The sequence below is a fragment of the Bacillus sp. MUM 116 genome (assembly GCF_001866655.1).
Classification (GTDB): domain Bacteria; phylum Bacillota; class Bacilli; order Bacillales; family Cytobacillaceae; genus Neobacillus.
In genome coordinates this window covers 1-20,002 of the sequence record NZ_MLYR01000105.1, presented here as the reverse complement: position 1 = coordinate 20,002, position 20,002 = coordinate 1, and the positions used below count along the sequence as shown (strand labels likewise).

Sequence of the window (20,002 nt, the reverse complement as noted above, 5' to 3'; positions counted from 1 at the left end):
GCGCCTAGCCCCTCGAGGGAAAAAATGAACTGCTTTTTTCTTAGGTTGCTTCGGTCCTGTCGTTGAAGTCAAAGAACGACTTCACCGCCAGGCCCTCCAGCACTTGTCGGGGCTGACCAAGGCGCTTGCGCTTTTCTTATAATTTAGGAATTATTTTTAGCTGTTTTTGTCGTAAATAGGGTGATAGGAGCAAGGATTTTGTCGTTTGCTGAAGTATTTAAAAGAAATACAAAAGGGTTTTTGTCGTAACATGCGCTTACCTAGGAAATATTATCAGAAAATACAGGAAATTATCCGAAAAAGATGGCAATAAGGGGAAATGCCATCTTTTTATCCCGCATTAACGGGCAGGAAGACCCCCATTTCAAGGCTTAGTGGAAACAGGAAGCATAAGTGGGGGTCCAACTGCCCGTAAAAGCCCGATTGGTGAGATACAGTGAAACTTGCCGCTATGATCTTCAGCGGCTTAGTTGAACCAATCGGGTTCGTACTGTCTCTTTATCAAGGCGATAGCCTTGATATTAGAGACAGTAGAACGGGACTAACAATCAATGGGGGATGAAAAAAACCCCCACGGATTGAAGTTTCACTTTATGTACATTAAAATAATAGCTCATATACTTCATTTAATTCATGAGCCCTCTTTTCATCTTGTTCTTCTTTTGCGTATCTAATTTCTTTCGGAAGGATATCATTTAAAAATTCAATTTCCTTTTGATCTAAAAGTCGAACAAAATCTCCTTCAGATGCAAACCTACCCTCTGATACTTTTCGAAAAAGATGACGCCCCAATGAATGATGTTCATCATTGTAATTTGACAATATTTCACGAAGATATCCTAATGTTTTGTCCATATTTTCACCAAACCTTTCACATTTTTATTTTTTGACGGAAAGGGAATTATATACGTTTGAGTGTAAGAAATTGAAAGAAAAAAGAGCAAGCACTAAGGCATTGCTCTAAAGTAATTAAAAGAAGAAGAATGGGAAAAATGGAGCACCAAATGGGACAAAGAATGGTCTGCCGAAAAATGGCCCAGGGAAAAATCCAAATCCATATCCTTCATTCGGTTGTTTTGAATTTAACTCTGAAACTTCAAAACCTTCCTCTTTTACCTTAACAATCTTCCCAATCACACAGTCTCCCTTTTCGTTTTTAAACCGAATCATTTGACCTTCCAATTGACGAGCTCTTTCATAATCAAATTTCATGAAAAATCTTCCTTTCGTAAGGGACTTGCTATAAATTATGAAATGAGTCCTCAAGATGAAAGGGTGATTAACTATATCTTGTCCTATTTATATAAAAAAAAGCTTCCCGATTAACGGAAAAGCTTTCTACTTCATTATTTGGTACATGTAATAATTCGATAACTTAATACGTCTTGATATTTTAAAATCATATTCGCATGCATGTTGAAAATTGCAAATAATTCGGGCTCAAAATTGGCAGAAAAATTGAATTCCGGTGCGTGATCCCCTTCTGCCAAGGACAGTTTCTGTTTTTTTATTTCAATATTTTTAAATCCTGTATTTTCTAATTGCGCTTTCCAATCTTCCTCCAGCATTAGATGATCCACCGCATAAAACTGTATGATTTCCTGCTCATCTTGAAAAGAAAGTTTTTGATTAATCGTCATTTCATTTGCAATAAAGCGTCCCCCTTTTTTCAAAACGCGATAGAACTCTTTAAGTGTTTTTGGTTTATTTACAAACGCCAGGACTGACTCTGATAAAACAAAGTCAAAAGAATTGTTTGTAAAAGGTGTTTCTTCAACAGATCCATGAATAATTTTAACGGGTAAATTCAGTGTTTTGAAACGGTTTTTCGCTTTTTCAATCATGATTGGATTGATTTCTATGCCGGTAACATTGGCTTGATATTCTTGTGCCAAAAACGCAGCCGTTTGTCCGGTTCCGCATCCAGCATCTAATATAGTTGCGTTATTACTGATGTTTTCATTTGCAAGTAATTCCTTCGTTAATATAATACCACCAGGATGAGCACCGCCAACGCCAAACTTGGCTAAAAAATCAAAATAGGTTAAGGCTCCCACCAGACACACCACCCAAATCTCTTTTTTGCATACTATGTAAAAGGATAAGGATGGGTTCTTTTTAAAGGATTTAATTTTAAGTAGATAATAATTGTATTATGTAAACAATTAAAATGTTGATTAGAAAATCCCATTAACTCCCACTATAAGGAAACCACCGCTGCCACTATACTTGGAATAGGGGGGAGATAATTTGTTATATTTACTTGGTTTCCTTATTTGTCTTTTCTGTATTTATTTTTTTTATAGGGCACATAAAAATACAAAAGATGTTGTTTTAAATAATGTTACGGTTTCTCATTCAAAATTAGCTGAAAAACAGCTCAATATCCTTCATTTATCTGACCTTCATCTAGAAAATATTTCGGTTTCCCCAGAAGATTTGTTTCAAACGGTTTCAAATCAGTCCATTGATTTAATTGCATTAACAGGTGATTTTTTAGATCGAAAAAGAAGTATTCCAAAATTGGTACCATATCTTTCAGCATTATCCCGTTTGAATCCAAGATTTGGGATGTATGCTGTATTTGGAAATCATGATTATTATTTAAAAAATGAGAATTTTGAATTGCTTAAACAAACATTAGAAGCAAACGGATGTATTACACTTCAAAATCAGCACGTTTCTTTTAAAATTGATGGGGAACTGATTAATATCATTGGAATTGATGACCATCATTCACATAGAAGTGATGTGAAGGAATCATACCGGAATCTAAAAGATGGTTACAATTTAGTATTGACCCATGACCCTAATGTGGTTTTGAAAATGAAGAATTATCCATACGATTACCTTTTATCTGGACATTTTCATGGTGGCCAAATCCATTGGCCAAAACCTTATCATCTGCTTAAAATGGGGAACCTTGTTCGAATGAATATTGTAAAAGGATTACATTACCATGATGGGAAGCCTTTTTATATTAGTGAAGGTTTAGGACAAACCGGAATAAATATCCGGGTTGGCAGCCGACCGGAAATAACCTTTCATCAAATTTCCTAAAAGCTGGGGCTTCTTGCCCCGGCTTTTATCTTTAAATTCCATATACATATCTCCTAACATTACCATAACTAAAAAGGTTATTCTTAAACATCCTAAAAAAGAATACTGGAGAAGGAGAGCAGGCCATGAGCATACGCCTATCGATTTTATGGATATGGAAATTAATTGATCCATTATTTTATTTATGTTCTCGTTTACATTATATTCGCGTAGAAAATAAAGAAAAATCAATTTTTAGGGTTAGGATAACGAAATATAAGGGAAAAAATTTAATGCTTGCTGATGGAACACTAATTAATCACAATGATCTTTTGTTAAAAATTCATTTACACAACGTCCGCCTGTTGAATGAGTATATTAAAATAAAAAACGAGCTAAGTCGAGCAAGACTTATTTATAAAATTGTATTTAAATCAATGCCATCCCTTGTTTATTACCTCAACAATCATCCAAAAGAGCAGGAAATTAAAGGGATTATTGGAATTACCACAATTAATAAAGCGGTCATTCCACTTGGATTTGAATGTTTTCGACCAACGAACCGAATTTATCGGCGAGCAAAAAAAATTGGTCAACTGCCAATTTTTCTTCTTACAAAATCATCCTTTAAAAATTTTCGAAATAATAAATTGAATTATTTATTAATGTCCAAAGAAAAGCTTTATCAAAGGTATGGGAATTGGCTGCCAGCAAATAACAATCAATGAGTAGTTTCCCAATCATAAGCTCCGACGAAAGTGCACAAATTAAGCTAATGAAAGGGTAAAACCTTTTGATTATAATTTGAAGGAGTGCTCTGATATGAGGAACGTAAAAATCCAGCCGTTTTTAAATATGTTTAAAAGAAAACGTAAAAATAGAGGGGCTATGTGGGCTTCACTCTTTGGTCTTGGAATAAGTGCCGCGGTATTCGGTGTAACGAGAGGAAAACGCAAAATTTCAGTACCTCCTATACAAAATATGCAAAATAGTGTGCAAAATAATATGCAAAATATGATGAAAAACTTCACACCTAAAACCAATATAAATATGATGGATAACGCTGCATTAACAGAGTTTTCTGAGGAGATGTTAGAAAGTGCATTAAAAAATAAACGATAATAACAAAAAGTCCGCACCTTTTATGCGGACTTTTCTAATATGGGGCCCCAGGGACCTTTTTTGGTAGATAATTAATGACTTCGGAGGAATAAAGTTTAATGATTAACAAATTTCCCATTGTTCTTGCACGAATTAATACAGGCTGATTGTACTTATTTTTAAATTCGAAGTCAGGTCCATACCAGCTGACGGTTGCATCCCGACCTTTAGGTATGTAGGGTACCTCTTTGCTGTGCGAAAACCGCTGAACAATTTGCAGACCTGCATTATCGACGGCATTAAAAAGGGTAGAGGATACTTGACAAATCCCGCCGCCGATATCTTCTGCATATTCCCCTCTAACAATAACGGGGGCACGCAAATATCCTTTTTCGGCTGTTCTTTTTCCGACCACACGGTTAAATGAAAATTTTTCTCCTGGAAAAATAACATAATTGTTAATCGCATTGACGGCCAATTTAATATTATTGGTTCTCGTTTTATTTCCAGAATTAAAGGAAGTTACATATCGGCCAATCCGTTTACTTTTGAGTTCAGCTAAAAGTTCGCTATCTACCCTGGGATAGACAGGGAGCATGGGAATTTCCAGAGTGGCGGAGCTATTTCCAAAATAAAAGGCATAAAATTGCTCTGTAAAGGCTTTCCGATGGACTTGATATCCAACCTTCTCTGATACAATATTCTCATAATTGTCAAGTTTGGCGTTTTCAGGTGCCACGGTTAATTGTTGATTTAAATGATCCAAAAATGAATTATATTTTTTTTCAGCGATAAACGGTAACCCTGGATATTGATTGGAGAATTCTGTGCGTCTTACGACAGATATGGTTCTCCCATCTTTTGTAATGGACAAAGTATCCTGTGGAAGCATTTGCCCAGTAAAAACCATTAATCCAAATAACCACGATAACATATTCACCCCTCCTCATTTTAGGATGGTTCGAAAAAATTTTTTCATGTAATGAATTTGGAAAAAACTTTACTTTTTTTCCATTTTGCATTTACAAATATCAAAAAATATAATATTATCATTATTGATAATGATAATAAAAAATAGGAGCTTAAATGAGATGAAGGAATCAACTGTTGATGTTATATTACACCCAGTTCGTATGAGAATTATCCAATGCCTTATTAACCAGCAACTTACGGCCCAGCAATTAAAGGAACAACTTCCGGATATCCCACAAGCGACTTTATATCGTAACATTAAAAAGTTGGTCGATGGCAAAATTATTCATATTATTGAGGAAATTCCGAATCGAGGAACCGTTGAAAAAGTATATTCCATCCAGAATCCCAATAAATCATTAATTGGCCCCGAAGAGATCAATAGATTATCAAAGGATGAGCAAATGGGGTTGTTTATAAAATTTATGGCCAACTTGATGAGGGAATATGAACAATATTTGCAACAGGATGAAATTGATTTTGCTGCAGACGGAGTAACCTTTCGCCAGGCTTCGATTTATTTAAGCGATAAAGAATTTGCTGATTTTGTCCAAGGTCTTGTCCAGGTTTTTTCAAAAGTAATCAATAATAAGCCATCGAAAGAAAGAACAAGGAGAACGATTGGCACCATTATTATTCCGGATAAATAAAACAAACAATAGGGGGATTTCCACATTGGAATTCAGGGAGAAGGATGTAACGATTCAAAGTAAGGTTGCGCTTAAAGGGACACTTTGTTTACCAAATGTACGTGAAGAAAAGGGGCCAGCAGTATTAATCATTCCCGGAACAGGGAATTTGGACCGAAATGGAAAAGTGAATGCTAAATTGGATTTAAAACTTTACCGCCAGCTAGCTGAATACTTATCAAGCCTCGGATTCATTAACCTTCGCTATGATAAAAGGGGAGTTGCTGAAAGCGAAGGGGATTATTACAAAACTGGACTCTGGGATTTAGTCGACGATGCAATAGCAGGAGTACAATTTTTAAAAAATCAGCCTGAGGTTGATCCCGAAAAAGTCATTGTGTTAGGTCATAGTGAAGGAAGTATGATTGGTACGATAGTGGCTGCAAGAGAAGAATTAGCAGGGGTAATTTTACTTTCCGGTGCAGTATCAACTTTGAGTGAAGCATTAAAATATCAACGGGAAATTGCGGCCCAGGATGTAAAGACGGCTAAAGGCTTTCAAGGTTTCATATTCCGGTTATTAGGAGTCCAAAATAAAATTGAAAAGCAGGCACAAAAATTGATAGACAAGGTCCTTTCTTCAAATAAAGAGGTAATGAAATTTGGCTTTACGAAATTAAATGCCAAGTGGATGAGGGAACATTTTCAGTATAATGTAAGAGAAGATTTGGCTAAGGTGTCCTGCCCGGTACTTGCCATTACAGGCGCAAGGGATATTCAGGCAAATCCTAAGGATTTAGAAGATCTTCCAAAATACGTAAAGGGGGATGCGGAATACCATATTGTTGAAAATATGGGCCATTCCTGTAAATTTCCAGCTCAAACTTCCAACATCCTTTCAGCAAGGAAAGATATTGTAGCAGAAGGCAGTCTGCCGATTCACCCTGAGCTTTTGGCATTGTTAGAGAAATGGCTAAACAAACAATTTAGTGCAAAAAACTTGGATGAAACTGTGATTATATAAATGTCTCAAAATAGTGGGGGACGAAATCGTTCTTCACTTTTTTATTTAAATCAATGAAAAATTTGTAGAAAAATAGTATAGTATCAATAGTTATATTAGAAGGATAGGATCTGCTAGCATATGGCTATCACATATATAGGAGTGTAAAAACATGACCGAAAATGGACGTGTCCAACTAAATGTAAGAGTATCTAAAGAAATTTCCGAAAAACTGGATGAAATTGTCGAATACTATCAGGCCAACCTTAAATTTGGCAGGGTATATAAAGGCGATGTTTTAACCGATATAATCGAAAAATATTATGAAGTAATGAAAAAACAGAAACAAATGAATAGAAGATTTTAGAATATTCACAAAATTATTAGAATATTAAAATTCAAAGTGTATAATTGTACATAGAACATACCGACTAGTTAGTATGTGGAGAGAGGTGGATAAAGTGGACTTTTCATATTCTTAAAAAGAGTAGCAGCACTGTTTCTTGCTTCTAATGCCTCAAATTATGTTACCGTCAATGTATTGGTGGTTGATGGCGGTACATCGGCAATGTAAAAAGATTCGTCTCTTAAAGAAGCGCTTCGTGATATGGTATAATTTTCTTAAGTTTGATAAAAGATTGTGGGGACATAGGTGTGAAAGAAAAAATTACCCAACAAAGCATTCGTTTATTTGAAAAAAAAGGATTTAGCGAAACCTCTATTCAAGATTTAGTAGAGTCGATAGGTGTCACAAAAGGAACGTTCTATTATTATTTTTCCAGTAAAGAGGAATTGCTTTTGGATATCCACCTTGGCTATATCAATGATTTACTGGAACACCAAGAGCGGATTTTAAATGATTCAACAAAAAGCTGTAAGGAAAAATTATTTGAAATTGTCCGCATGCTCATCACGAATATTAAGACTCAAGGGATGGCGGCAAAAATCTTTTTCAGAGAAATGAAAAACTTAAGTGAGGAACGCCTTGCGTTAGTGGTCCCAAAAAGAGATCAATTCCGCATCAATATAGAAGGATTGATTAAAGAAGGGATGAAACTGGGAGAGTTCCGCCCCGATTTAAATGTTTCTATCATTACTTTTGGGATTCTTGGCATTACGAATTGGAGCTATCAGTGGTTTAATCCAGGTGGCAAATCTTCTGATGAAGAAGTTACCGAGATATTTGTAGAAATGATCTTAAACGGGATACAATTAAGTTGAAGCGGAAAGAGGGTTTTTTCCTGGAAAGCCCTCTTGCAATACTGTCCCCAACAGCAATAACTCCTCTAAATAACCTCTCACAAATCCCAATTATTAAAAAACTATGAACAAAGTTTTAAAGAGTATGTAAGAAATCCTCCATTAGGTTGATTAGCTGTTAAATTGGTATACACTTTAAGTAGGTAGTTTTTCCGATAGGAGATGGAACAAATTGAAAATTCTTGTTATTGAGGATAATAAAAGTGTATGCACCATGATTGAAATGTTTTTTGCCAAAGAAGAGATTCAAGGCGAGTTTGTAAATAACGGTTTAGAAGGCTACAACCGATTTAAAAGTGGGACATGGGATGCCCTCATTGTTGATTGGATGCTGCCGGGAATGGACGGAGTCACCATCTGCCGAAAAATTAGAGAAGAAAAGCACTCTATACCCATCATTATGCTGACAGCAAAAGACAGCGAGTCAGATCAAGTGCTCGGACTGGAAATGGGAGCTGATGATTATGTGACAAAGCCGTTCAGTCCCCTCACACTTATGGCAAGAATTAAAGCGGTAACACGAAGATTTCAAAATCGGGTAACAGGACCTCAAGAGGAATTTATGCAGACGGAACATTTTAAAATCAGTAAAAATACTCGTGAGGTTATTGTGGATGGGGAGACAATCTCCAATCTAACCCCAAAAGAGTTTGATTTGTTATATTATATGATAGAGCATCCAAAACAAGTATTCTCAAGAGAACAGCTCTTAGAAAGAGTCTGGGGCTACCAGTTTTACGGAGATGAACGGACCGTTGATGTTCATATTAAAAGACTGCGGAAAAAAGTTGAAATGATAGGAAAACCTTTCTTCCACACTGTATGGGGAGTTGGATATAAGTTCGATGAGTCGATTAAAACAGGTGAAATTTAGATATGCTTATCAACAATTCTTAAGCCATATTAGCATCATCATTGTCGCCTTCTTGGTACTAAGCCTCTTGTTTACACATTATATTGAAGGTTTGGTTTATGAAAATAAGGCAGATGAACTTATTTCTTATGGAAAAGCGATTCTTAATGACATAGACAACAATCCGCAAGCATCAGGTCAAATTATCAATCAATACAGCTCCGTGCTGTCATTAAGAAAAATGAGTTTTTCCATGTTTGACCAAGATTTTAATCTTTATTCGGTTGGGAAATCCGGTCCGGCCATTCGGTATTTAGATGACAAGTATTTGGAACAAATTTCAAAAGGGAAAACTCTAATTGTAAATAGCGACTATAAAACCTTTAGTCAAGAAGGAGTAACCTTTGTGGTGATACCCTATTTACCCCATGGCAAATTTTTTGGAGGGATTCTCTTAACATCACCGATAAGCGGCTCCAGTAAAATGATAGACAAAGTGAACCAATTTTTATGGTACACAATTTTGATTGCCCTTGGTGTCTCTCTTCTTCTTAGCTGGCTGTTGTCCAGATTACATGTGAATCGTATAAAACGCCTGCAAGAAGCAACATCCCAAGTATCGGCAGGTAATTACCACGTCAATGTACCTGCTTCCAACTTTGATGAAATTGGGGAATTAGCCAGCGATTTTAATCATATGGTCAACAAAATCAACCGTTCCATGGAGGAAATTGAAAGCTTGGAAAATCGCAGAAGGCAGTTTATGTCTGACGTTTCCCATGAATTAAGAACACCGTTAACGACAATCAGCGGAGTGATCGAAGGTCTGAAAAATAATATGATTCCGGAAGAAGATAAAGAAAAAGGAATCAATCTTGTCAGCCAGGAAGCAAAAAGATTAATCAGACTCGTCAATGAAAACCTCGACTATGATAAAATTCGCTCTAATCAAATCCAGTTGTATAAAGAAGATATCCAACTACAAGAGGTATTGGAGATCATTCAAGAGCAATTATATCTGCAAGCAGAGGAGAAACATAATCAAATTATTGTCGAAGCGGACCCTGATGTGCATGTTAATGCGGATTATGACCGCCTGATACAAATTTTGATTAATATTACCAAAAATAGTATCCAGTTCACCTCAAATGGAACCATTTGGCTAAGAGGCAGGGAAGAACAGAACGATACGATTATTGAAATAGCAGATACAGGGGTTGGAATTGATCCAAAGGAAGTCAAGAATATTTGGCATCGTTTTTATAAGGCGGATATATCCAGAACGAGTAACCCATATGGCGAATTTGGACTGGGTCTTTCGATTGTGAAACAATTAGTGGTTCTTCATAATGGCGAAATTGATGTTTTTAGTGAAAAAGGGAATGGAACAAAGTTTGTTATTCGCTTTAAAAATGACAAACATGCTGCAGAGTGAACCTGCAGCTTTTTCATATGCAGAAAAATAGGATAAAATTCATATTTTTTCTTGTTTTATTACAAAACCATTTATAGTTTGTTAATAATTTAGTCATATTTGTTGGATAAAGTAAGAATAAATAGATGATTCAATAATAAGCAAAGGAGATCGAAAGCTTATGAATTATAGAGACGATTTTAACCAAGAAAATGAACAAAATGAAACCAATTCATTCGACCTTACCATGCCTGCCAATTCTCAAAACGGAGAGGATGCAGGGAAAACGAATTTGGAATCAGAATCAAATACTCATCATTTCGAACGGGCATCTTTTGAGACGCAAAATTTACAGGAAGCGAATAACAGGGAATATACAGCATCGCCTAATATGGCTGAATTATCCCGTTCCAAAGAAGAACCGAAAACCGGCAAAAAAAGAAATTTAAAAGGCTTCGCCTCGACATTAGCAGCCGGGGTAATCGGTTCTGTTTTAACTTTAACGATTCTCCCGCATACGAGCTATATGAAAGATTATTACTCGAATGTTGATAACCAGCCAGCTGCTGCCGAAGTTAAACCAGTAACCGCCCAGCCAACAGTGGCTAAATCATCAGATAATTCCATTGCCGATACAGTAGAAAGTGTATCGAAGGCGATTGTCGGGATTGTTAATTATCAGAAACAGCAAAACAATGATTTCTTTGGGGATTCTTCCGGTCCTTCGCAAAGTGTCGAAAGCGGCTCGGGTTCCGGTGTGATTTTTCAAAAAAACAATAATTATGCCTATATCGTTACGAATAACCATGTAGTAGAAGGAGCTTCGAAACTTGAAATCTCTTTGTATAACGGCGAAAAGACAAAAGCTGAAGTCGTTGGCAAGGATGCTTTAACAGACTTAGCTGTTCTTAAAATTGATGCAAAATATGTGAATGCAACGGCTAGCTTTGGGGATTCTTCCGTACTAAGACCTGGCGACCAAGTTTATGCCATTGGGAACCCGCTTGGTCTTAACTTGTCAAGAACAGTAACACAAGGGATTGTCAGTGCAACCAACCGGACCATTTCCGTTGATACCTCTGCAGGAAGCTGGGATACAAATGTAATTCAGACCGATGCAGCTATTAACCCGGGGAACAGCGGCGGTGCATTGATTAATTCTCAAGGACAGGTGATTGGTATAAACAGCCTTAAGATTTCCGAGAACGGTGTAGAAGGTTTAGGGTTTGCCATTCCAAGCAATGATGCCATTCCAATTGTGAATCAATTAATTAAAAATGGAAAAATTGAACGTCCTTATATCGGTGTTGGCCTTGAAGATTTAGACCAAATCCCGCAAGTTTATTGGCAAAACCTTCCGAACAGTGTTCAAAAAGGCGTGATGATTACACAAGTAGATCCTCAATCCGCAGCTTCAAAATCAGGTTTGGAAGTGAAGGATGTCATTGTTTCGATGAATGGGACAAAAATTGGCACCTCTTCTGAATTACGTAAATATTTATATACGAAGGTGAATGTAGGGGATACCGTTAAATTTGGAGTTTACCGAAATGGCAACCTAAAAACAATTGATGTACAGCTATCTAAATAAGCAGGCATGTTTTGTTGCAAAATAAGACCTAAAGATTCATACCAGAGGTGATTAGATGAATCGGGTCGGAAAATATGCATGTGGAAATACGGTAGATGAAACAGAGCTGCTAAAAATGGTTCTTGAACTTCCGGAGAAGGATAAAATGCTCATGTGGTCAGAGGGATATATTGATCATGTTATCGAAAAATTACCGAAATATGGACAGGATATTTTAGTGAACCGCACGGAAAAATGGGAAGACACCAAGGTTTATTACCGGGATCAGCTTGAAGACATCCTTTCAAAGGAAGAGGTAAAAGTGAAAATGAAGAGCGAACGGAAAGAGTTCGCTCTTTTTGTCATGAATAATTATAGAGAATTGCAATCTTTACTATTCTTAAGCTTCGATAGAAATTTAAAAGATATTGACTTAAGGAAATTTGTTTACAGGCGGAGATATGGCGGACATAGAAGTTATCTAAAATAAACTTTCTAGGGCATTTAAATGGATATTTTTATCAAGCAGCGAGAACAAAGGAAAAAAGTTTAGCGCAAATGAACAAGGCGCTTCCGCTTTTCTTATATGAATTAGAATTTCATTAAATTCCATCTGCTCGAATATGTTTAATACTTCAACATATATGTAGTAAAAAAAGAGTATTGGACAAGGATGGATTACATGGTAAAAAAATTGGTGGTTATCGGCTTGGGGAGTACATTAATTGGTGTCGGTCTGAACGGATTTATTATTCCATTTCATTTGATTAATGGAGGATTTTTAGGAATCAGTCTCATCATAAATTATTTATGGGGATTAAAAGCGGGTCTTGCTTTTATCGTCCTTAATTTTCCTGTTTATTTGTTTGCCCTTAAATCGGATCCGCTTTTTTTTATGAATGGAATTATCGGCGCGATTATTTCCGGAATGATGATCGAATTACTGATTCCACTAAACGGAGCTATTCATTTACCGATAATGAGTAGTGTGATTGTCGGTGCAATCATGATCGGGATTGGGGTCGGTGTCATGTTAAGGAATCATATTAGTCCAGGGGGAATGGATTTACTTGCATTGATATTATCGAAATGGTCGAAAATCAATGTTGGTGTCATCATTTTTGCCATGGATACGGTCATCATCTTTTCGGCTCTGTTTTTACTTCAAGATGCAAAACTGTTTTATTCATTGCTAATCGTTTCGATTGTAGGATTGCTTGCAAGTTTAATCACATCTTTTCGCGGTGTAAAGATTTTTATTTCATAAAGGTTTCATTGGTTTGAATTTTTGAAAGTACTTATGTTTTGTTAAACTAGTAGAGATATCATAATAATTTTATAAAAGAGCAGGCGGGAAAATGAAACCAATTCCAGATCATTTAAAAGAAAATTTAACGATTTTATTTGTAGGATTTAATCCGAGTATTCGTTCTGGTGAAGTGGGGCACCATTATGCGAACCCGAACAACCGCTTTTGGAAAATTCTTTTTGAGGCAGGGCTTACAGCTAGGAGATATGAAGCTTCAGAGGACCGGGATTTATTAGCCTTGGGCTATGGATTTACTAATATTGTAGCGAGACCTACAAAGGCGGCCGATGAAATTACGAGAGAGGAGTACCGGGAGGGCAAGGAAATTTTAAAGAAAAAGATTGAATGGTATAAGCCGAAGGTGGTTTGTTTTGTAGGAAAGGGCGTATACCAGGAATATAGCGGCCGAAAAAAAGCCCCTTGGGGAATTCAGTCAGAGTCGGTCCTTTCGGAAACGCTCGACTTTGTCGCTCCCTCCTCGAGCGGGCTTGTCCGGATGAAGATGGAGGAGATTGTCGCAATATATCGACAGCTAACCCAATTAATTGATAAGTAAAATCCGCGACGGGATTTCCATCGATATTTCTCTATATTATTAGATAAGAAAGAAAATTTTTTCACTTCGAGAATTGTCCAGCGCAAGCGTTCTGCTCATCTAGTTCGGTTATGCCCAGCCATTGAAGTCAAAGAACGACTTCACCGTCTGGACCGCAAGTAGCTATCGGGGCTGAGCAAGGCGCTTACGCTTTTCTTAAAAGTAAAGAAAGTATAAAATTTTCGTCTTTGAGAATTGTCTAGCTCCAGCGCCTAGCCCCTCGAGGTCGTAAGCCGATCCGCCAAGAAGGTTAAAGAGCAACCTTCTCGTCGGCTCGTCTTACGCTTGTCGGGGCTGAGCAAGGCGCTTGCGCTTTTCTTAATTCCCAAATTTTTTTTGATAATGATTAAGGGCAATTAACGGGAAAATATAGCGGTAGCTGTGATAACGGACATAGAAGGCACCTGCCATCCCCTGGCCTGTGGGATAGACTGTTGTCCAATCCTCTTTTTCGAGGGAGGAGAGCAAAAAGGCAATTCCTCTTTCAATTTCATTTGTTGGCTGATTGGAAGCGGCTATTAACGCATCAAGTGCCCATGCTGTTTGGCTTAACGTACCGGCCCGAAGAGGGGTATAGGTATTTTTATTATCGCTATGACAGGATTCTCCCCATCCGCCATCATTATTTTGGATGCTCTTCAACCAATTTACTGCCTTTTCGACAAACGGGTCACTTGCTGGTACACCGACAGATACCAAACCAGTAACAGCAGCCCATGTGCCATAAATATAACAAATACCCCACCTCCCATACCAGGACCCATTCCTTTCCTGGTTTTTCGATAGCCATCTGACTGCTTTTTTCACATCCTCATGATTGCGTGACAGATTTGTATAATTTCCGAAAAATTCAAGGGTTCGGCCCGTAAGATCCGCACAGGTAGGATCCAATAACATATACTTAGCTTTTTCAATCGGTAAAAATTCGACGATTTTAGAATTTGCGTTTTTTTCGAATGCCGCCCATCCGCCATCATCATTTTGCATTGAAAATAACCAGCTTATCCCGCGGTCCCAGGCATTCAGATTGGAGGATACGATTCTTGAAATCGAACGCAACGAGGCAGTTGTGTCATCAACATCCGGGAGAATATTGTTTACATTGGAAAAACCCCAGCCTCCCGGTAAACTATTTGGGTTATGAACCACCCAATCTCCGAATTTATGATGCTGCCTTTCTAATAAATATTGGTTTGCCTTCACAATTATCGGATCTTCAGGTAAGATTCCTGCCCCCTGTAATGCATATCCAATTAATGAGGTATTCCATACATTCGCGGTGGTATATTGCATATGAGGAAGCCCGTTAATTTCACATTGCATCGATTTAATTCCCGCAACGGCATTGGTGATAATGGGGTCTGTCTTTTTATGCCCAAGTGCAAGTAGAGCAAAAATCATTAAAAAAGTGCAGCTGTAATAACTATAAAAAGTACCATCCGGTTCGATCCGGTCCAGCATATACTTTTTGGCACGTGCAATCGCCAGCCTGTGCAAATCCCCGGGTAAACCGAGTAAATTTTTCACTCCCTCACCAAGGAAGGAAAAAAGCGACCTCATCTCGGTTGAACGAATCCAAGGATCGGGAGTATAACGGTCAACCTGTAATTCTGACAAATTTGGACTTATATTTGTAGTTATCGAAAATTTTTTATCCGCCAAAATCATGATGGGGGTTAAATTACTTCTCCCGAAAACGGAAAACGAGTAAAAATTAACGGGAAAACTGAGCGGCAAAAGAATGATTTCAACCGGCATCGGAGAAAATGTTGGCCATTTGTACTGTCCGGTTATGGCCAACATCACTTTTGTATACATGCTTGCTTCTTCAAAACCTCCATTGGCTAAAATGAACCTTCTTGCAGCTCTTAAGCGGTGGTCATTTTTTTGATAGTATCCTGAATAAAGTAATGCATAATACGCTTCAATCGTTGCCGTAAGATTCCCTTCCCCTTCATCATAAAAAATTTTCCATGTTCCATTTTTCTCCTGCCTGGATAAAATCCGCTTTGCAAGGCCTTGGATTAATTCTTCATCATCTATTTCCAATGTCCGTAATAAAATGATCATATATGCATCTGTTGAGATACCGGTTTCAAAGGGATAGTTCCAAGAGCCGTCGGGAGATTGATCATTTCTAAGCTTTCCAACAAGCCAATCGACGCCTTTACGTACAGTGGTCATCCTGTATTCTCATTCCTCTCCCATTAATGGATTCTTATCTATACATATTCCTGCTCGATAAGGAGAATTCGTAGGGGGAGGTGCTGTGTCATATTTTTTCTGCGAAATCGTGAAAAACCACCGCTTGAATCGATTACGGAAGAATTGAAGAAAAAAAGCAAAAAAATGAGTAAGGCTTCTGTTCATGAAGAGTTATTACCCAAAAAAGACCGTTTACTGTTAAAACAAATTAGACTAAAAACGCAGGAAAATAATATAAACAATGTTACCAGGACGAGGGCATATTTTGATTTTTATCAATACCATCCTGAAATTCATTGGTCATTTTTAGGGCATATGGTTTCAAGGAACGGTGGCTTTAATATGACGGATTTAAAAGGGGAATTCTTAACGAGATTATTATCAAAAAAAGAAAGAAATTCCTTTTTTGCCTTTTTGGAACGGGGGAATTGGCTGATCTTCCAGGATGCCTACCCGCAATTTTTGCTTTATCGCGAAAGTCTTTATCTAAACAAACCGTTATTTTACTTATTTCCATATTTGAATATCTCCACCTTTATGGAAACAATTTGGAATCATTTTTGGGAAAATCATGACACCTATATTCTGACGATGGCCCTTGTTGTGAATGAACAAAGCTATCTGGAAAAGCGGGTAGTACAAAATCCACAATTTAAAAAGGAGGTGTTTAATAAGCTGGAATTTAAACTGCAGGATTTGCTTTCCTTTAATCAAATTCTTTTTCCATTCGGGAATAAACAAATGGTTGGGCAGACCCTTCATCAATTTGGCTCATTACATGAGCGGATTTTATTAGGAAAAAGATTATATGCAGTTTTGTATCAAGATCGGGATATTTTTGAAAAGGTGGTGGAATGGGCAAAAATCCATCCACATACAGGATCAAGAAAGGATTATTGGCCGGGAGTATTTAATAATGTTAATGAAGGCGTACCCGGCCTTACTTATCAGCTTCGTTTGAAAGCATGCCGCCTGCGGCCCGGTGCAAGAAAAATATACAGTCCCAACTTAGAATCCGCTTGGAAAAATCGGACACAGCCCCAAGCGGAAAAAGGGGATTGGTTTGAAGACTGGCGGGTTGTAGACTATTTAAAAGAGGATAACGAAACTTTTGATGGGGAGATAAAAAATGAATACTGCAAAACACTTGAACGGCTCGAGCTTGCCGCCCTTGCGAAAAAAGCGATTTCCATATTGGACTAAAACCTACTTTCCGGCCATGCTGCTTGGCTCATTGCTTGGGACGTATTTAGATTTATATTTTGTTGAAAAACAAATCTACAGCTTTCCGAAACGCCCTTTTCCTGAGAGCTTTTCAATTAATATTGCGTTTACCCTTGTGGTGCTTCCAGCATTTATTTTGATTTTTCTTTATCTGATGAAACAAGTTAATGGCTGGGGCAGGGCAGGAATCATACTATTTTTAAGTTTGCTGATGCCCATTATGGAAAAATTATCAGAGATTTTGGGGATGTTTGCTCACTCAGATGAATGGAGCCATCTTTACACTGCGGGCGGTTATTTCCTGTTTTTAACGATCGTTTACGGCTTCTTTCAATGGATGGAGAATAAAAACAAAAGCCAAGACTGATGTCTTGGCTTCTCAGGTGGGACGCTCGGCCACACCTGCCCCTTCCGTCCGTACATTGGTTAAGTGTCCCGCAACAAGCGAAATGTTCGGAAGGGGTACCTTTAGTTTACCACGAATTTGGAAAAAATACATATGATTAAAAACTTTCTTTTCTTGTTTGAAAAGTGTATGATAATAATGATTTTTACATAAAGGAGTTGTTTGTTGTGGCTAAAAAAGGTTACATACACATGCAAAATGGAAACAAAGTCGAATTCGAACTTTATCCAAACGAAGCACCAGGTACAGTTGCTAACTTTGAAAAATTAGCAAAAGAGGGTTTTTACAACGGTTTAACGTTCCACCGTGTTATCCCTGGATTTGTTAGTCAAGGGGGATGCCCGAACGGGACTGGAACAGGAGGTCCTGGTTACACAATCAAATGTGAAACAGAAGGTAATCCGCATAAACACATTCCAGGTTCGCTATCAATGGCACATGCCGGGAGAGACACTGGCGGCAGCCAATTCTTCATCGTTCATGAATCACAGCCACACTTAAATGGAGTCCACACTGTTTTCGGACAAGTAACTTCAGGGCTTGAGCATGCAAAAGCAATGAGAAATGGCGATGTAATGGAAAAAGTCGAAATTTTTGATGAAGAATAGGATTTAATAAAGGTTGTCAAAAAAGTTTAATCTTACTTTTTTGACAATCTTTTTTTATTGCTATAAACATAAGTTTCCTCCAAAATAAAAAGAAACAGCAAGGGAGAAGGAAATAGAAAAATGAAATTAGTTTCATGGAATGTAAACGGCCTTAGGGCTTGCGTGAAAAAAGGCTTTTTAGATTATTTTAATGAAGTGGACGCGGATATTTTCTGTATCCAGGAAACAAAGCTTCAAGAGGGGCAAATCGAGCTTGAATTAGAGGGGTACAAGCAGTATTGGAATTATGCGGAAAAGAAAGGATATTCTGGTACAGCTGTTTTTACAAAAGTCGAGCCGATTTCAGTTAAATATGGGTTGTTAGATGAGGATTCAGAAGCAGAGGGCCGAATTCTCACACTGGAATTCGAGGAATTCTTCCTGGTTAATGTTTATACCCCGAATTCGCAAAGAGATTTGGCAAGACTTCCATTTCGTTTGGAGTGGGAGGAGCGGATTCTTGAGCATCTCCAAAAATTAGATGCGGTTAAGCCGGTAATTTTTTGTGGGGATTTAAACGTTGCCCATAAGGAAATTGATTTGCGCAATCCAAAATCAAACATGGGAAATTCTGGATTCACCGAAGAAGAACGAGGGAAAATGACTGGATTACTGGAAGCAGGCTTTATTGACAGCTTCCGGCATTTTTATCCTGATCAGGAAGGGGCCTACACCTGGTGGTCATACATGATGAAGGTTCGTGAACGGAATATCGGATGGCGGATTGATTACTTCATTGTTTCCGAGCGGCTTCGTGAGTGTTTGGTTGATGCGAACATTCATTCCACTGTAATGGGCAGTGACCACTGCCCAATATTACTTGAAATAAAGTAAGACATGATAATTTTTTCTTATGAAAATTCATAAAAAAACCGTCATTTTCTTTATCGTATGTGTGTTATATAGTTAAATTATTCCATTACGATAAGGGGAAATGAAAATGGATATTAAAAAAGATGTCCAACAACAATTTGGTAAAAGCGCAGAGTCTTATGTAACGAGCGAAATTCATAAGCTTGGAAAAGACCTGCAAATAATGTTACAGATGGCGGAAGTGAGCGGGAATGAAGTTCTTCTAGATGTGGCAACAGGCGGCGGGCATACGGCAAATGCGTTTGCACCATTGGTCAAACAAGTGACCGCTGTTGATTTAACCGCTGAAATGCTGCAGGCAGCTGAAACATTTATTAAGGGAAATGGTCATCAGAATGTCGATTTTGTCCTAGGGGACGCAGAAAAACTACCGTTCCCCGATCAATCCTTCGATATCCTGGCATGCCGGATTGCTCCACATCATTTCCCGAATGTCGACAAATTTCTTGAAGAGGTTTATCGCGTACTCAAACCAGGAGGGCAATTTTTATTAGATGACAATGTTGTCCCGGAAGAGGATGAATACGACCAGTTTTATAATTACATTGAAAAAAAGCGGGACTACAGCCATTTTAGGGCATGGAAAAAGACTGAATGGTTAAGGATGTTGGAACTAAATGGTCTGGATATTGCTGAATGGCATCGATTTGAAAAAAACTTCCGTTTTGATCCATGGTGTAATCGGCTGAATTTATCTCAAGAAGATAAAGAAGAATTAACGCAATACATTCTCGGGTCAAACGCTAAAATCAAGGATAAATTCACAATCCTTACAGAGAACAATCAAGTAATTTCATTTAAAGGTGAAGCGATTGTATTTAAGGCTAAAAAAAGATAAAAAAAAACCCTTTGCACGAAAAAGATGACTGAACTGCACCCCAATTGTTAGACACCATCTATCA

The 20,002-nt window shown here is 37.7% G+C and carries 23 protein-coding genes; 18 read left to right on the top strand and 5 right to left on the bottom strand.

From position 1 onward, the window contains the following. Positions 1-600 precede the first annotated feature (600 nt). From BIV60_RS22880 to BIV60_RS22870, 3 genes are all read right to left on the bottom strand, one after another. Positions 601-855, bottom strand: coding sequence for a sigma-G-dependent sporulation-specific acid-soluble spore protein CsgA (locus BIV60_RS22880; protein WP_071358031.1), 255 nt, complete (start codon positions 853-855; stop codon positions 601-603). Positions 856-969: 114 nt separating this feature from the next. Further along, a complete protein-coding gene (locus BIV60_RS29865; protein WP_071358030.1) occupies positions 970-1,212 on the bottom strand; it encodes a hypothetical protein in 243 nt (80 codons plus the stop codon). 134 nt (positions 1,213-1,346) lie between these two features. Then, the gene (locus BIV60_RS22870) at positions 1,347-2,057 is read right to left on the bottom strand and encodes a class I SAM-dependent methyltransferase (RefSeq protein WP_083402408.1); all 711 of its coding nucleotides are present in this window, start codon (positions 2,055-2,057) and stop codon (positions 1,347-1,349) included. A gap of 193 nt (positions 2,058-2,250) precedes the next feature. On the opposite strand from BIV60_RS22870, the gene BIV60_RS22865 reads away from it, so the two are divergent. The 3 genes from BIV60_RS22865 (at position 2,251) to BIV60_RS22855 (ending at position 4,161) form a co-directional block, all read left to right on the top strand. After that, entirely contained in the window at positions 2,251-3,060 is an 810-nt protein-coding gene (locus BIV60_RS22865; RefSeq protein ID WP_071358029.1) for a metallophosphoesterase, read from the top strand. Between the two features lie 125 nt (positions 3,061-3,185). Beyond that, complete coding sequence (locus BIV60_RS22860; protein ID WP_141770530.1) at positions 3,186-3,767, top strand: YkoP family protein; 582 nt, start codon at positions 3,186-3,188, stop codon at positions 3,765-3,767. Positions 3,768-3,861: 94 nt separating this feature from the next. Next, entirely contained in the window at positions 3,862-4,161 is a 300-nt protein-coding gene (locus BIV60_RS22855) for a hypothetical protein (RefSeq protein ID WP_071358028.1), read from the top strand. Between the two features lie 34 nt (positions 4,162-4,195). Here the strand turns inward: BIV60_RS22855 and BIV60_RS22850 are convergent, their stop codons facing one another. After that, positions 4,196-5,074, bottom strand: a complete 879-nt coding sequence (locus BIV60_RS22850) for a VanW family protein (protein WP_071358027.1) — start codon at positions 5,072-5,074, stop codon at positions 4,196-4,198. Between the two features lie 157 nt (positions 5,075-5,231). Between BIV60_RS22850 and BIV60_RS22845 the strand changes: the two genes are divergently transcribed. From BIV60_RS22845 to BIV60_RS22800, 10 genes are all read left to right on the top strand, one after another. Beyond that, positions 5,232-5,762, top strand: a complete 531-nt coding sequence (locus BIV60_RS22845; RefSeq protein ID WP_071358026.1) for a helix-turn-helix domain-containing protein — start codon at positions 5,232-5,234, stop codon at positions 5,760-5,762. Between the two features lie 25 nt (positions 5,763-5,787). Then, a complete protein-coding gene (locus BIV60_RS22840; protein WP_071358025.1) occupies positions 5,788-6,765 on the top strand; it encodes an alpha/beta hydrolase in 978 nt (325 codons plus the stop codon). Positions 6,766-6,916: 151 nt separating this feature from the next. Beyond that, positions 6,917-7,111: a hypothetical protein gene (locus tag BIV60_RS22835; protein WP_071358024.1), complete on the top strand. Its 195-nt coding sequence runs from the start codon at positions 6,917-6,919 to the stop codon at positions 7,109-7,111. A 287-nt stretch (positions 7,112-7,398) separates the two neighbouring features. Further along, positions 7,399-7,965, top strand: coding sequence for a TetR/AcrR family transcriptional regulator (locus BIV60_RS22830; protein ID WP_071358023.1), 567 nt, complete (start codon positions 7,399-7,401; stop codon positions 7,963-7,965). Between the two features lie 211 nt (positions 7,966-8,176). Then, positions 8,177-8,878 (top strand): response regulator transcription factor, encoded by a 702-nt coding sequence (locus tag BIV60_RS22825; protein WP_071358022.1) that lies wholly within the window; start codon positions 8,177-8,179, stop codon positions 8,876-8,878. Then, the gene (locus BIV60_RS22820) at positions 8,850-10,292 is read left to right on the top strand and encodes a sensor histidine kinase (RefSeq protein WP_177177379.1); all 1,443 of its coding nucleotides are present in this window, start codon (positions 8,850-8,852) and stop codon (positions 10,290-10,292) included. The genes BIV60_RS22825 and BIV60_RS22820 overlap by 29 nt, the downstream gene beginning before the upstream one ends. A 370-nt stretch (positions 10,293-10,662) precedes the next feature. Further along, on the top strand, positions 10,663-11,862 hold the full coding sequence (locus BIV60_RS22815; protein ID WP_071358032.1) for a S1C family serine protease: 1,200 nt from the start codon (positions 10,663-10,665) through the stop codon (positions 11,860-11,862). Positions 11,863-11,917: 55 nt separating this feature from the next. Continuing rightward, positions 11,918-12,331, top strand: a complete 414-nt coding sequence (locus BIV60_RS22810) for a hypothetical protein (RefSeq protein ID WP_071358021.1) — start codon at positions 11,918-11,920, stop codon at positions 12,329-12,331. Between the two features lie 192 nt (positions 12,332-12,523). Further along, a complete protein-coding gene (locus BIV60_RS22805; protein WP_071358020.1) occupies positions 12,524-13,108 on the top strand; it encodes a YitT family protein in 585 nt (194 codons plus the stop codon). Positions 13,109-13,199: 91 nt separating this feature from the next. Next, positions 13,200-13,706 (top strand): mismatch-specific DNA-glycosylase, encoded by a 507-nt coding sequence (locus BIV60_RS22800; protein ID WP_071358019.1) that lies wholly within the window; start codon positions 13,200-13,202, stop codon positions 13,704-13,706. Between the two features lie 357 nt (positions 13,707-14,063). Here BIV60_RS22800 and shc read toward each other — a convergent pair whose 3' ends face one another. Beyond that, complete coding sequence (gene shc / locus BIV60_RS22795) at positions 14,064-15,929, bottom strand: squalene--hopene cyclase (protein ID WP_071358018.1); 1,866 nt, start codon at positions 15,927-15,929, stop codon at positions 14,064-14,066. A 144-nt stretch (positions 15,930-16,073) separates the two neighbouring features. Here shc and BIV60_RS22790 point away from each other — a divergent pair, with 144 nt between their 5' ends. From BIV60_RS22790 to BIV60_RS22770, 5 genes are all read left to right on the top strand, one after another. Then, on the top strand, positions 16,074-17,153 hold the full coding sequence (locus tag BIV60_RS22790) for a DUF2515 family protein (RefSeq protein ID WP_256218514.1): 1,080 nt from the start codon (positions 16,074-16,076) through the stop codon (positions 17,151-17,153). After that, complete coding sequence (locus BIV60_RS22785; protein ID WP_256218513.1) at positions 17,080-17,541, top strand: CBO0543 family protein; 462 nt, start codon at positions 17,080-17,082, stop codon at positions 17,539-17,541. Before BIV60_RS22790 ends, BIV60_RS22785 begins: the two co-directional genes overlap by 74 nt. A 230-nt stretch (positions 17,542-17,771) precedes the next feature. Further along, positions 17,772-18,188 (top strand): peptidylprolyl isomerase, encoded by a 417-nt coding sequence (locus tag BIV60_RS22780; RefSeq protein ID WP_177177380.1) that lies wholly within the window; start codon positions 17,772-17,774, stop codon positions 18,186-18,188. A 120-nt stretch (positions 18,189-18,308) separates the two neighbouring features. Then, positions 18,309-19,061, top strand: a complete 753-nt coding sequence (locus tag BIV60_RS22775; protein ID WP_071358014.1) for an exodeoxyribonuclease III — start codon at positions 18,309-18,311, stop codon at positions 19,059-19,061. 106 nt (positions 19,062-19,167) lie between these two features. Then, complete coding sequence (locus BIV60_RS22770; RefSeq protein ID WP_071358013.1) at positions 19,168-19,938, top strand: class I SAM-dependent methyltransferase; 771 nt, start codon at positions 19,168-19,170, stop codon at positions 19,936-19,938. The last annotated feature ends 64 nt before the right edge of the window (positions 19,939-20,002 follow it).